This window comes from Brumimicrobium glaciale, from assembly GCF_004152935.1.
GTDB lineage: Bacteria > Bacteroidota > Bacteroidia > Flavobacteriales_D > Crocinitomicaceae > Brumimicrobium > Brumimicrobium glaciale.
This window is the reverse complement of record NZ_SETE01000006.1, coordinates 191,824-205,891: the sequence shown is the minus strand read 5'-3', so window position 1 is coordinate 205,891 and position 14,068 is coordinate 191,824. Positions and strand designations below refer to the sequence as shown.

The following is a 14,068-nucleotide window of genomic DNA, read 5'->3' as shown; positions in this document are numbered from 1 at the left end:
CAATTAATAGAATAATAGGGCTACCCCTTTAAATCGCAAAATCATTTATTAAACTGGTTCTACCCTGATTTTAATGGTTTATTGAAATAACAAGCTTTATGCAAAATGAAAAACCCAAGAGCTTTGGTTGATCTTTTTGGTTGCGCTGTAATAGAACGCGGGCCTTCGACATTTCGACAAGCTCAATGCAGCGCATGCTCAGTCACCGCGAAAGAACTGCAAGCAACGCGCTTGTGCAGAGTGAAGTCGAAGTAGATGATCTCGGATTTTTTCACCTGTGGAGTTTTGTGATAATCGAGGATTTTAAAAAAGTAAATTACTAGAAAAGTCTTTAAGCTTTATTCTCAATGGCATGCGATATTCCACTAAATTCGTGGTAGAACCAAATAATATTACGTTTAGTTTTTGTCATCATTATCTTAAAAACAGAACACAATAACCTGATGCGAGGATTGAGCACACCAAAATTAAATTAACCCTTCCCTTTTGAATTTGGATAAAAAACCATAACTTAGTCATCACTAACCCTTAAAATCAAAATATTATGGATTTCGAAGACCAAGTTCACTGTCATGCATGGATACATTGTTTGATAACTGCCAAAGATGAAAACCCAGTTATTCAGCCTTATTTTAGAGAAGAAGTAAATCAGATTGTTGAAGATACTTTCATAAAGATGGGTTCTTCTGTTAGAATCATTAATTGTTCATCAACCCATTTGAATTGTTTATTCAATCTCAATCCTGAGAAATCAGTTCAGGAAATTGTAAACCAAATTCAAAAAGTAAGTGCTGACTTTATTAACGCGAAATTAGAAACACAAGCACAGGCTATTTGGGAGGAAGACTTCAGTTGTCTTTCAGTTAATTCAACAAACATTGAGGAAGTTTTCAATTTCATCAGAGACCAAGATATTAGGAATCTCACAGCACCTGATAAAAGTGAATTCATTCAACTATTAGAATTACATAAAGTCAGTAGTGAGTAGTGAGTTTTGTGTTTAGCAGGGATGGTTCGCAACCGTCCAAACGACGGATCAATCAACGTTTTCTTTTGCACTAAACATCTCAAACTTGCTATGGTATAAAAATAGGAAAAACAAAACCCTCCAAAATTGGTTAGCTAATGCTGAACAAACTTTGGAGGGTTTTGAATTAAAAGATGTCTTTGAAAGCACCGATTGAGTAACTTTCTATTCCAATTTAGTCTCTACCACCTAATAAGTGTAGTAATGATATAAACAAGTTGATGAACAAAATATAAAGTGTCAATCCACCCATTAAGCTTGCTTTTTGCTTATCTTCTTCTGAAATCTCTGTGTCCAGTGCAATTGCTTTTAGGCGTTGCATTTCCCAAGCTGTTAGCCCTGTAAAAACAAATACTCCAACAATAGATATTAAGTACGCTAACCACTCACTGTTCATGAACATGTTTACGATTGCAGCGATAAATATTCCGATGAATGCCATATACAAAAGGCTTCCCATTTTCGATAAATCTACTGATGTTGTGAATCCTAGAATCGCCATTGCTCCAAATGCACCTGCCGTAACGAAGAATGTAATCGCGATATCTCCCATGCTGTACACGAAAAATATAGATGACAAACTTGCTCCAATAAGTGAAGAATAGAGAACAAAAAGTCCAACTAAAGCACCTAAAGAAAAGCTTTTGTATTTTGCCTGAATCAAAAATACTAATCCTAAAGGTGAAAAAGCTACCACATAAAACAATGGACTAACAGAACCTGTTTCCATATTGATAAACCATTTCATGAATAGTCCAGAACTAGCTAAATACCATGAAACCACACCTGAAACAACAAGTGCCATGAACATATACGTGTAAACTCCAGTAAAAAACTGCTTTACTTGTACTTTAGAAGCAGTTTGATTAATTGGTGTGTCAATGAAATTTTCCATTATTCTTTAAAATTTATTAAATGCAAATATACTAAATTTCGAGATTATTCATCACACGAAATTTGTAATCGATTGCTGTTTTTAAAAATATTTTTTTGATTGTTAGACCACCGCTAAACATCATCTTCGTCTTCATCATCCCAATGAAGAAATGAATCCAATACACGGCGTTCTTTTTTAGTTGGCTTTCCGGTTCCATGTCCGCGATATGCACTTTGAGCAGATTGATAGGCTTTGAACTTTTCGATTTCTTCTAAAGGAGTAACATCGATTAAGTGATCTTCAACAAGTTTTGCTCCTACTCTATTTTTAAGAAGAGATTTTATTTTATAAGTAAAAAGAGAGGTGTGTTTTACAATGCCGATAACATCTCCAACTTTTACTTCTCGTGCTGGCTTAATTCCTTCACCATTCAATTTGACTTTCCCTTTTTTAACTAGTTCTGTGGCTATTGAACGTGTTTTACACAAGCGAGTAAACCAAATAAATTTATCTATTCTTACACTCATTCACTTAATTCTTTTTGAACTTTTTTTGAAAATGATTTAAAGACGAGATCATAAGAGTTATCAATTAATTCGTAAATCAATTGATCGGATACATCTTCATTAAACGATATGGTGTTCCAATGTTTTTTACTCATGTGATAACCAGGAAGAATCCCCATGAAATCGGCTCTTAATTCTAAAGCGCGATCTGGATCACATTTAAGATTACAAGAATTACTTCTTTCATCCTTTAAACTTAAGAGTGCAAACATTTTTTTATTGATCCTAAAAACCAAAGTAGAATCATCAAAAGGAAACGCTTCGTCGACATGGTCCTTTTGAAGACAATAATCTCGAAACGTTTCCAAATTCATATTGATAGCTTATAATTGGTCTTGACTACCTAATTTTTTCAACATCATTGCGTGACTCTTAATGGCAGAACCGAAAGTTTTTTCTGAATTGTAAGGCAAGTTAAACTCTTCTGCTGTTTCACGAACAATTTTAGAAATCTTCTTGTAATGAACGTGACAGATGTTTGGGAACAAGTGGTGCTCCACTTGGAAGTTCAATCCACCAACATACCATGAAAGAATTTTACTATCTGGAGCAAAATTACAAGTGTTGATTAATTGGCTTACTGCCCAGTCTGCTTTAATATTACCTGTTTCATCTGGCAATGGATAATTTGAAGTAGGAACAACGTGAGCTGATTGGAAGATAAGTCCCAAAATTACTCCTGTTATAAAGTGCATCAAAAGGAATCCTAAAACAATAAAATACCATGAAATTGGTGAGAAAATTAATGGTAACACTAAGAAGATAGCATGATAAAGAACTTTGTGGACTACAATTTTAGAAATGATTCTAGAGAAACTAGCACCTTCAGTTTTTGTTAATCCAAGTTTTTTATAACGTATAGCTTGCTTAAAATCTTTAACAGTACACCAAAGAATTGTCATCATTCCGTAAAGGAACCAAGCATAATAATGTTGGTACTTATGAAAAGGTTTTCTTTCTTCGTGCGGGCTAAATCTAAGTACAGCTCCTGGATCAATATCTTCATCCATTCCTGACACATTAGTATAAGTATGGTGCAGAACATTGTGCTGAATTCTCCACATTGCATCGCTACCACCAACTACTGAGATTAAGTCTCCCATGAAATTGTTCACGAATTTATTTTTTGAATAAGCCCCATGATTGGCATCATGCATAATTGATAGTCCAATTCCTGACATTCCCAATGCCATCAAAATCCACATTAGAAATGACAACCATACACTATCTACGACAGTAAGGATCATTATAAATGGAACAAGATATAAAGCAAGCATGAAAATCGATTTAAAAACCATTGAAGCGTTCCCATATTTGGAAGCGTTCGTGTCTTTAAAGTGCTTTCTCACTTTTTTCTGTAATGTTTTATAGAAATCAACGTTACTTGTATTTCTATCAAACCTGATATTTGAATATTCCATATTTTTATTTTTAATATTGCTTTAGCTAAAGAGTGCAGCAAAGATATGTAAATTAATTCTTTTTAACAATACAAAAGTCTTTCGCTAAATTATTTTGAGTATCAAGCTGCAATAATAGCGCCAAACTTGATGATTTACGGGAATTTTTTCTTATTCCAAAAACCATTTCACTCATAACGCTTACTCCTTTCTTTTATTATTGTTTAAAAGTTTTTTATTCCTCTATACTTTTTAATACTTAACCTGCACATTTTAGAATACAAAAATAAGCATTACTAATACATTACAATTGAAGATTCAAAGAGTTCATGCCTAAAATGACTTATGTCTTTTTTAAACATAAAAGTTCATTTTAAAACTGAGGAAATAGAATAAATCAATACTTTTGAGGAACAAACTTAGAGTTATGGAAATTACAAGAGATAAAGTTTTAGATGCATTAGGTAATGTTATAGAGCCCGACCTTAAAAAAGATATAGTATCCCAAAATTTAATTGATGATTTAAAGATTGATGGGAATAAAATCACTCTTTCTGTTAAAGTGGTGAATCCAGCAATGCATGCTAGAAAAAGAATGCAAGAAGCGGTAAATTTCACTTTGAAAAGAATCTTAGGAGACGATATAGAAGTAGAAACAAGCGTTCAGGGAATGTCTGCTGAAGCCAAGGGATCACGCAGAAAAGTTTTACCAGAGGTTAAACACATTGTTGCCATTGCATCTGGAAAAGGTGGGGTTGGTAAATCAACTATTACTGCGAATTTAGCTGGAGGACTAGCAAAAGCAGGTTATAAAGTTGGGATTGTAGACGCTGATATTTATGGACCTTCTATGCCAACAATGTTTGATGTTGTTGGAGAAAGACCTAATTCTATTGAGGTTGACGGAGAAACGAAGATGACTCCTGTAATGTCTTATGGAATTGGAATCATGTCTATTGGTTTTTTCACTGAACAAGATGATGCAGTTGTATGGCGTGGACCGATGGCAGCAAAAGCATTAACGCAAATGTTTACAGATACACATTGGGGAGAATTGGATTATTTATTAATCGATTTGCCACCAGGAACAGGAGATATTCATTTATCATTGGTTCAAAACATTCCTTTAGATGGAGCGATTATCGTTTCCACACCACAAGAGGTTGCTTTGGCAGATGCTAGAAAAGGAGTGAATATGTTCCAATTAGATACTATTAAAGTACCTGTTTTAGGCTTAATTGAAAATATGGCTTGGTTTACACCAGAGGAATTGCCAGACTATAAATATTACATTTTTGGAAGAGACGGAGTTAAAAACTTGGCAAAAGGAATGAATCAACGTTTCTTGGGTCATATTCCATTGGTACAAAGTGTTCGTGAGTCAGGAGACATTGGTCGTCCGGCAGTAATGCAACAAAACACGGTTGTTTCTGAGGCATTTGATGAATTAGTTCGTAAGTTTGTAGAGATAACAAAATAAGGTAACATGTCCAAAACATTAGAAGACACAGTAAACGAAGCATTAGACCAGTTGCGTCCATTTTTAGAACAAGATGGCGGTGATATGGAATTGGTTGAAATTACTGAAGATAAAGTCGTTCGTGTAAGATTATTAGGTGCATGTCGCGATTGTTCGATGAGTGCAATGACTATGAAAGCTGGACTCGAAGAGGCTGTAAAAAGAGCCGCTCCAGAAGTAATAAGGGTAGAAGCTGTTGATCCTTCTGATACTTTTATTAACTAGTCTTTGCAAGGAAACGCAAAATACTGTACTGCGTTATGCTTACTACGGCAAGCATAATTCGGCAGGCTCTGCACAACGCAGGGCATCGCATCCCGACGTTTACAGTTGGGACTCCTGATAGTTAAAAATTTCACAAGACTTGTCTTATAAATTTTCTAATCAAAGATTCAAATATGATTACTTTTATTGAGGACACTTTTTAGCAGTAAAAAACATATCAAGTACATGTTTGGTTTTAACCATGCGTTTCGTGGATTATTTCAGATGTTGCGTTCAGAACGTAACTTCAAAATTCATATTCTAGCATTTTTATTGGTTGTTATACTTGGCTTTTCCTTAAGTATCTCAATTCAGGATTGGATTTCGCTTTTCTTAGTCAGCGGATTAGTAATGTCATTGGAAATTATTAATTCCGCCATTGAGAAAATCTGTGATCTGTATTCAACAGAGTCAAATCAAAAAATCAAAATTATAAAAGATATAAGCGCTGGGGCAGTTTTAATAGCTGCCCTTTTTGCTGTTTTAATTGGGATTTTGGTTTTCTATCCCCATTTGGTAGAGAGGTTTTTGTAAAGCGATAATTCATAAACTTCAAATTAGGGCTTGTGTGGTTGATATTTCCATGAAGACATAATTCAGAAACATTCATCACAAAGCTCTTTATTATTTGTGATTGTTTGTGCCGGCTGACTGAATGGTTGTTTTGACTGCGTATGGATGGTCTATTGATTTGGATTGTCGTTTGATCCGTTGTTTGGATGGCTGCAACCGCTCCAACCAAACACAATCCTCTTTAAAACAAAAAGAGCTTACCGTTAAAACGATAAGCTCAATTTTGCTCCTCCTCTAGGACTCGAACCTAGGACCCTCTGATTAACAGTCAGATGCTCTAACCAACTGAGCTAAGGAGGAATATATTCTTTATAATTATATTCTGGTTAAAATCTAAAGTTGAAATTTTCATTTGTTATTACAAATCATTTCCTCAACTGCGAGTGCAAATATAGAGATTTTATTTCATCTAAAACAAGGATAACCTGAAAAAAAATGAAATATTTTCAATCTTTTCTGCAAGCTCCATATAATCAATGAATTATTTTTTCTCGGCCCGGATAGATAAGACAGGAAGTGGACTAGATTTCATGATATCACTCGTTACTGAACCATTAAATAGTCTTGCTAAACCTCTTCTTCCATGCGTAATTGTAGTAACCATGTCTGCATTTTTACGTTGAGCAAATTCATTAATACCTAGTTGAACACTTTCAGCGGCATAAACATGACAGTTGTAGTTTGACAATCCGTGTTCTTTTGCGAACAAATCCATAGCATCTAGCATTGGCCCTGAGAAGTAGAAATCATCTCTTGTAATGATACGTACTAACTCAACAGTCGACTTAAGCTTGTCTGCTATATCAGCTATTCTTCTAAAAGATTGTCCAACACCATCACCAAAGTCACTTGCGAAAACAAGTTTATCGAATTTTGGGTTTACCACTTCATCTCTTATCGTTAAGACTGGCGTTTCAGAAAGTCGGACGATCTTATCTGTATTGCTACCGATAAAGAAATCATTTACATATCCGGAGGAACCATGTGTTCCCATGACAATTAAGTCTATATCATGCTTTTTGGCTTGACTCACGACAGATTCATAAACTCCATCATACTGTATTGCAGTTGCGAAATTTACATCTTTTAGAAAATCTTGACTTATCAATTTTTGAAAATCCATCTTCACCTTTTTTAAGATGAACAATCCTTCTGCAACGTCTTGACTCGACTGACCAGGGATAATTCCTGTTTCATATTGAGGCATTGATACAACATGAAGGAAATAGATTCGTGCATCGAACTTTTTAGCAATGCTAGCAGCTAATTTTGCAGCATTCAAAGCAAATTCAGAGAAATCTGTAGGTACTAGTATCTTTTTCATAATCGTAATTTTGAACAAGGTAATAAATCTTATTAAAAATAACTAAAATGCGAATGTGGGAAAATATCATTAAAGTGATATTTATTTCTTGGGTTAAAGATAAATACATTCAGAGCATTTCGTTTAATCGTAATTCTATACAAGAAACTTGAAGTTTTACCCTGACTTTGTTACAAATGATTAAAATCCAAACCACCAACTAGCAATACTAAAGTAAATTAGAACGCCACTAATATCAGCAATGGATGTAATTAATGGTGCGCTTGCAGTTGCTGGATCGAGTTTGAGCTTGGTAAAGATAAATGGCAATAATAATCCAACGATACTTCCCATTAAGACAGTCAAAACCATTGTTATCGCAACAACACCTATTACTTCTGGCGCTCGAAAACTAGCGACTAAGGAAACTCCAGCAGCCATTGTGACTCCTAGAAATAATGAAACCACTAATTCCTTTCCAATTAGTTTGTACCAGTCAGAGATTTTTACATCTCCCATAGCCAAAGATCGAATCATTAGTGTTGCCGTTTGCGAACCTGCATTTCCACCACTATCAATTAAAAGCGGAAGGAAAAACACCAATGCAACGACAGATTGAATCACATTTTCAAAACTCTCTAAAGCTGCTCCAGAAAATAAATTCATAAAAACCAATGCCAATAACCAGACCACTCGATTTTTGTACAATTCAAAAACGCGCGCTTTTAATGGATTAGAGATGGCACTACGAATTGCTCCGAATTTATGGAAATCTTCAGAAGATTCATTATCTGCAATATCCATGATATCATCGAAGGTAACAATACCAATAAGCACACCTTCTTCACTTAAAACCGGAAGTGCAACTCTATCATAATTTTTAAATTTCTTAATTGCTTCTTCCTGATCATCAGTTGCTTTTAGCGCTTTGAAATTATGATTAATAAGATCGTCAACAATTTGATTTGGATCGGCTAATATCAATTCTTTGATGCGTAAATCATCAATAAGCTTCCAGTTTTCATCAACGACATAAATCACATTTAAAGTTTCCGAATCATGTCCAAATTTTCGGATATGCTGAAATGTTTCCTCGACAGTAAACTCTGGTCGAACAGCAACATATTCCGTGGTCATTAGTCGACCAATACTGTCTTTTGGATACCCTAGCAATTGATTGGTAATTGCTCTTTGTTCAGGAGAAAGTTGTTGAATTAATTTCTGTGCAACTTCTCCAGGCAATTCAGCGAGAAATGCAGTCCTATCATCTGGCTCAATATCATTTAGAAGGCGAGTGATTTTATTAGCGTTTTCGGCTAATCCGTCAATTATCTCTTGTTGCTTTTCATGAGAAAGCATTTTAAAGACATCCTTGGTTTGTTCGTTGTTGAGTAAACGAAAAACAATGATCTTATCACGTTCTGAAAGTTCTTCAAAAAGCTCTGCAACATCATAAGGCTCGAGCTTTTCAACTTGACTTTTCAACTTCTTCCATTCTTGATTTTCAATCAAAGGAATTAAGGCAGATTTTATTTCATTCATCAAAATCGTTTTATTTTATACGACATTAAAATACCAAAGCAATCACTTTTGGATGCTGCTAATAAAGTCTACTAAGAAAAGGAGAAAATTGATTAATTGCTATTTTAAGACACTTATAAATCGAATGAGAATCGAAAAAAAATAAAAATAGCTGATTTAGAGAATTGGTGCTAACAAGTTTATAGTTCTATATGATTTTGTGTGGGTAGATTTAAAATCTATGGTTTTAATTGAAGCTAAACGATTGTTAATTTGGTTCTACTTTTATTTAGATGGAAACTTTCTATTAAAATACTTTTCACTTAATTTTATAACCCCCTGTTAATTAATTACTTATCGTTATAAGTCCCAGAGGGACGGCATATTAATAGGGATGGACGTAAGTCCATCCGCCAAACGATACAAACCGAAACAAAACCCAACAAAATCGGCCTAATTGCATGCAATTAGGCCGATTTTGTTGGGTTTTGTTTTATATCTATTTGTTTTAAACCAAGGACTTACGTCCTTGGCTGTTAATATGTCGTCCCGACGGGACTAACCAACTGAATTAAAGATATCCATATACTTTCCAGTAAAAATAAAATGATGATTTGGAAAAATACTTTAAAATACAACTCGTGTAGGTTACAGTTAAATTCGTACTAGCACTATTAATTTTTTAAAGGATTAAAATTGATTACCCACAGTATTTCATATAGAGCCCTTGTTTATAGTTCTAACTACTATTTCAAGTGAAAATTTGAATCAATAAATACTAATTTAGTTTTAATACCAAAAAGATCTGGCAAAAAATGATAATTCTACACCGCTCAATGTAACGCAGATTAAAAAGGTGGATATTTTTAGATTAACTCTTCTCTTCATCCCAATAATAGCTATCAGGATAAATTCTTTCACCAAAGATAGCGGTACCAACTCTAATAATTGTAGCACCTTCTTGAATTGCAATTTCTAGATCTCCGCTCATTCCCATGGATAGTTCTTTTAACTCAACGTTTGGTAAATTAAGTGCTATACCTTCCGATTGAATACTCTTTAAGAGTTTAAAGCATTTTCTAACTTTCTCTGGTTCTGCGCTAAATAATCCAATCGTCATTAATCCTTTAATATGAATATTATCAAATTAAGCAACGTTTTTAATTAATTCAATTGCTTCTTCCGGAGCGACACCGAATTTACTTTCCTCGTAAGAAGTGTTTACTTGGATATAAATATCTATTTCCTTTTTCTCAAACGTTAGTCTTTGGTGTAGTTTTTCTGCTAAATCAAGATTATCGATTGTCTCAATACAACTCACCCATTTTAGAACTTCTTTGATTTTATTACTTTGCAAATGACCTATAAAATGAACTTCAGGATGCAACGATTTTATAGCTGTACATTTTTCTGTAAGCTCTTGGACTTTGTTTTCACCGATGAGTAATTCGCCTTGTTCTAGTGCAAAAAGGATTTTATTGGAATCAACAGTTTTTGTTGCCAAAAGTAAACGCACCTCTTTCGGATTACGTTTAGAATTCTCACAAGCTTTGACAATTCTGTTATGAATGATATTTAAATTCCCGCTTATATGAGTAGTCATAGAAAAACGTTTTTATTATTTAAGGAATAACTTGTGATTGTTTGAAGCAAGGACGATTAATGATAAGCATACCTTCTCAATTCAAGTACTTTTATAAAGTCTGAGGAAATGTGTTGCACCAATACATCATCGATGAGCAATGTTTCTTCATCATACAAAACTTGGTATTGCATAACGTAATCTCCGTTTTTGAATTCTTCTTTCTTCACTAAATTTCCCAGTTTGTCATATCCATAGACGAAAGATCTATTTTGAAAACCAACAATACTCGAACGCACTGTGATACTGTCTATTTCACTTTTTCTATTGTAATGGTATTGGGTAGTTTTAGAACCGGGCATTCTTTCTAGTCTTTCGACTTCTTCGATTATTAAACCCTTTTTATTGTATTGAGTGATAATGCTTTTGTAAGGAAAATCATTGTTGTAAAAAGTTCTTTTTTGGACTCCGTCAAAATCTTCATAAGTTGATCTTTCAGAAGAAGCAATAAATCTTTTACCAAGAATAAAGTCAGGTGTTTTGATAGGGAAAGATGATAATTCACGTCGGTATTCTTCGTTAGTTACTCTTCCTTTTTCGTCATATTCATAGAAGTATGCGTAATTCCCATAATTATCACGTTGACGAATAGCTAAGATATTACCGTTGTCATCATAATCAAAATAGGTAATTAATGTGTCGGCCTCAATTGTTAATTCAACACTTTCAAATTGCTGAGTTAACTGGCCTTTTTCATTAAAAATATAAGATTTGAAATATTCCGTGTCTCTTGGTTTATCTCCTAATTTATAATGAATTTCCTTTCCTGAAATAGATTTAATTCCTTTCATTCGAATAACATCTTCATTAAAAAACGGTCGGTTGGTGAATACCTTTCCATTTGCGTTATCTATCAATTGTCCATAAGAAGTGAAAGGACTAGAAAACGTCAAGACCAAGATCAATACAAAAGAAAGTTGCGAAATGTAAGACTTCATATTATTAAAATTTAAAACATTGACTAATGGTTAAGGTACCGAGGGCATTGCAAATATTTGTATCCGCTAGCTTTGCACATTGCAAACTCCAAATATAAGGAATGGTTGCGTCACGACCTCAGGATAACTAGACTTATTTATATTATATACAGTGTGTTGCGTTTTTAAAGTGCAAAAACTGAACCATAAAAGATGTATTAGCAAATCAGACCAAGAGATAAAATCTCGCGGTAGCTGATTTTTGGTGGTCTGTTCAAAAAAGAGGGAACTGTTCAAGAAAAAATATTAGAACGAAAAAGACCTCTACTTTCAAAAAAAGTAGAGGTCTTTTCATAACCGATTTTATATTAACAAGTAATTGGCTATTTATTTAATTCCTCTTTTACAATTGTTGAAATCAATTTACCGTCTGCTTTTCCAGCAAGTTTAGCTGACAGAGGACCCATAACTTTACCCATATCTTGAGGGCCTGAAGCTCCAGATTTAGCAATTGCTTCAATTACTAAAGTTCTAATTTCTGCTTCATCCATCATTTTTGGCATATAGTTTTCAATGATTTTCGCTTCAAACATTTCTGTTTCTGCTAAATCTTCTCTTCCTTGCTCAACATAAACGTTGTATGAATCCATACGCTGCTTGTGCAACTTGATGATAATTTGATTCTCTTTTGCTTCATCCACATCTCCTTTTCCTGAAGTTGCTTCGTTTAAAAGTTTTGCTTTGATATCACGTAAAGCACCCAATTTCTCTTTGTCTTTGGCGCGCATTGCGTCCTTGATATCTTGGTTTATTTGATCTGTTAAACTCATTGTTTCTTTATTAATCTACGTTATCGTGTAGGAATGAATTCGTACCACGTAACGTTGTATTGTTATCGCTATTCTTTGGGTCAGAAACTTCATATCTTGAAGTTGTGTCATTTGAAGAACTTACATTTTCGTCCAAGTTAATTTTTCTTCTTTTGAAAGCTGGCTCACGTTCTAATTCGCTCAAACCTTCTGCACTATTTAAGTGTGAAGTATAATTACGAATACGCTCCAAACGCTCTTGTGTACGTCTTTGTTGTTCTTCTTGCGTTAATTCATGCGAAGTTACATTCCCTTCAAAGGCAGTTTCTTCATCCATTTCATCATCTAAGAAAAAACGTTTAACGCTTTCCTTCTTCTCAGTTGTTTCAGTAGCTTTTTTTGCTTCTTCTGGCTTCTGTTCTGATGAAGTAGGCTGAGGTGTTGGCGAAGGAGTTGATGGAGTTGGAACAACAGTCTTCACTTCCCAATTCATGGTTGGTGCAGATGGTTCTTCAATTTTATCAACAACTTCTTCTTCCTCTTTAGACTTTATATATGGTTCTTCAACCTTTGGTGCTTTGTATTGATTTTGTGCAATTGCAGAAACCAAAGGCGTTGAAATTTCTTTTTTATTCTCCTCCTCTAGGATTTGAATTTTTTTTTCAGGTGCTTTTTCGAATCCAGTTACTGGAGTATGATTAAAGCCAGTAGCGATGATAGTTACACTTAAGCTTTCACCAAGTGTTTCATCATAACCATGTCCCCAAATAACATCTGCAGTTGAACCTGCTTCGTCTTGAATATAATCAGTGATGTCAGAAATTTCATCCATCAACACTTCTTTAGAACCGTAAGTAATGTTCAACAATACGTATTCAGCTCCAGAAATATCATTATCATTCAATAAAGGAGAAGACAATGCTGCTTGAACAGCTTCCATTGCACGATTATCTCCTTCAGCAACCGCAGAACCCATGACAGCAACTCCACTGTCTTTCATTACTGTGTTTACATCATTGAAATCAACGTTGATAGCTCCAGTTACAGAAATCACATCAGCAATTCCTTTTGCCGCAGTAGCTAAAACATCATCTGCTTGCGCAAATGCATTTCCAAGCGTTAAGTTTCCAGAAATTTCACGTAATCTTTCGTTGTTGATTACCAATAAAGTATCAACAGATTGACGCATAGTTTCCAATCCTTCTTCTGCTTGTTGGCGACGTTTTCTTCCTTCAAAATTGAAAGGAACAGTTACGATACCTACAGTTAAGATTCCTAATTCTCTTGCTACCTTTGCAATAACAGGCGCTGCACCAGTACCGGTACCACCCCCCATTCCAGCAGTAACAAAAACCATTTTTGTATTGTTTGACAATAATTCTCTAATGTCTTCAATATTTTCAATGGCTGCATTCATTCCTATTTCCGGAATAGAACCAGCTCCTCTTCCTTCAGTTAATGAAGGTCCTAGCTGAATTTTATATGGTACAGGGGAAATATCGAGTGCTTGACGATCAGTGTTACAAACAATGAAGTCTACTCCATCAAAACCCTGGTTATACATGTGATTCACCGCGTTGCTTCCTCCACCACCAACACCAATTACTTTGATGATTGACGAGTGATCTTTTGGGATATCAAATTCCATAT

Annotated in this window: 13 protein-coding genes, 1 tRNA gene and 1 pseudogene; 4 read left to right on the top strand and 11 right to left on the bottom strand. The window is 34.5% G+C overall.

All coding sequences use genetic code 11. The features are described 5' to 3' along the window. Positions 1-544 precede the first annotated feature (544 nt). Positions 545-988, top strand: a complete 444-nt coding sequence (locus ERX46_RS14315) for a transposase (RefSeq protein WP_130094554.1) — start codon at positions 545-547, stop codon at positions 986-988. A gap of 214 nt (positions 989-1,202) precedes the next feature. On the opposite strand, the gene ERX46_RS14310 is transcribed toward ERX46_RS14315, so the two are convergent. The 4 genes from ERX46_RS14310 to ERX46_RS14295 all read right to left on the bottom strand — a co-directional run bounded on the left by ERX46_RS14310 (position 1,203) and on the right by ERX46_RS14295 (position 3,891). Then, a complete protein-coding gene (locus ERX46_RS14310; RefSeq protein WP_130094553.1) occupies positions 1,203-1,922 on the bottom strand; it encodes a Bax inhibitor-1/YccA family protein in 720 nt (239 codons plus the stop codon). Positions 1,923-2,035: 113 nt separating this feature from the next. Continuing rightward, entirely contained in the window at positions 2,036-2,431 is a 396-nt protein-coding gene (locus ERX46_RS14305; protein WP_130094552.1) for an RNA-binding S4 domain-containing protein, read from the bottom strand. Beyond that, entirely contained in the window at positions 2,428-2,784 is a 357-nt protein-coding gene (locus tag ERX46_RS14300; RefSeq protein WP_130094551.1) for an MmcQ/YjbR family DNA-binding protein, read from the bottom strand. Before ERX46_RS14300 ends, ERX46_RS14305 begins: the two co-directional genes overlap by 4 nt. Positions 2,785-2,793: 9 nt before the next feature. Beyond that, complete coding sequence (locus tag ERX46_RS14295) at positions 2,794-3,891, bottom strand: fatty acid desaturase family protein (RefSeq protein WP_165366243.1); 1,098 nt, start codon at positions 3,889-3,891, stop codon at positions 2,794-2,796. Positions 3,892-4,297: 406 nt separating this feature from the next. Here ERX46_RS14295 and ERX46_RS14290 point away from each other — a divergent pair, with 406 nt between their 5' ends. The 3 genes from ERX46_RS14290 to ERX46_RS14280 all read left to right on the top strand — a co-directional run bounded on the left by ERX46_RS14290 (position 4,298) and on the right by ERX46_RS14280 (position 6,187). Beyond that, a complete protein-coding gene (locus ERX46_RS14290) occupies positions 4,298-5,350 on the top strand; it encodes an Mrp/NBP35 family ATP-binding protein (RefSeq protein ID WP_242494585.1) in 1,053 nt (350 codons plus the stop codon). Between the two features lie 6 nt (positions 5,351-5,356). Then, complete coding sequence (locus ERX46_RS14285) at positions 5,357-5,614, top strand: NifU family protein (RefSeq protein ID WP_130094550.1); 258 nt, start codon at positions 5,357-5,359, stop codon at positions 5,612-5,614. Between the two features lie 225 nt (positions 5,615-5,839). Then, positions 5,840-6,187 (top strand): diacylglycerol kinase family protein, encoded by a 348-nt coding sequence (locus ERX46_RS14280; protein ID WP_130094549.1) that lies wholly within the window; start codon positions 5,840-5,842, stop codon positions 6,185-6,187. 265 nt (positions 6,188-6,452) lie between these two features. Here ERX46_RS14280 and ERX46_RS14275 read toward each other — a convergent pair. From ERX46_RS14275 to ftsZ, 7 genes and pseudogenes are all read right to left on the bottom strand, one after another. Continuing rightward, positions 6,453-6,526 (bottom strand) — tRNA-Asn (locus tag ERX46_RS14275). Between the two features lie 181 nt (positions 6,527-6,707). Next, positions 6,708-7,550, bottom strand: a complete 843-nt coding sequence (locus ERX46_RS14270) for a universal stress protein (protein ID WP_130094548.1) — start codon at positions 7,548-7,550, stop codon at positions 6,708-6,710. A 180-nt stretch (positions 7,551-7,730) separates the two neighbouring features. Next, complete coding sequence (gene mgtE / locus ERX46_RS14265) at positions 7,731-9,071, bottom strand: magnesium transporter (protein WP_130094547.1); 1,341 nt, start codon at positions 9,069-9,071, stop codon at positions 7,731-7,733. A gap of 850 nt (positions 9,072-9,921) precedes the next feature. Continuing rightward, positions 9,922-10,653: pseudogene (locus tag ERX46_RS14260) on the bottom strand (YggS family pyridoxal phosphate-dependent enzyme). Positions 10,654-10,709: 56 nt separating this feature from the next. Continuing rightward, positions 10,710-11,630, bottom strand: a complete 921-nt coding sequence (locus ERX46_RS14255; protein WP_130094546.1) for a hypothetical protein — start codon at positions 11,628-11,630, stop codon at positions 10,710-10,712. A gap of 362 nt (positions 11,631-11,992) precedes the next feature. After that, positions 11,993-12,439, bottom strand: a complete 447-nt coding sequence (locus tag ERX46_RS14250) for a GatB/YqeY domain-containing protein (RefSeq protein WP_130094545.1) — start codon at positions 12,437-12,439, stop codon at positions 11,993-11,995. Between the two features lie 10 nt (positions 12,440-12,449). Beyond that, entirely contained in the window at positions 12,450-14,066 is a 1,617-nt protein-coding gene (gene ftsZ, locus ERX46_RS14245; RefSeq protein ID WP_130094544.1) for a cell division protein FtsZ, read from the bottom strand. Positions 14,067-14,068: the final 2 nt, after the last annotated feature.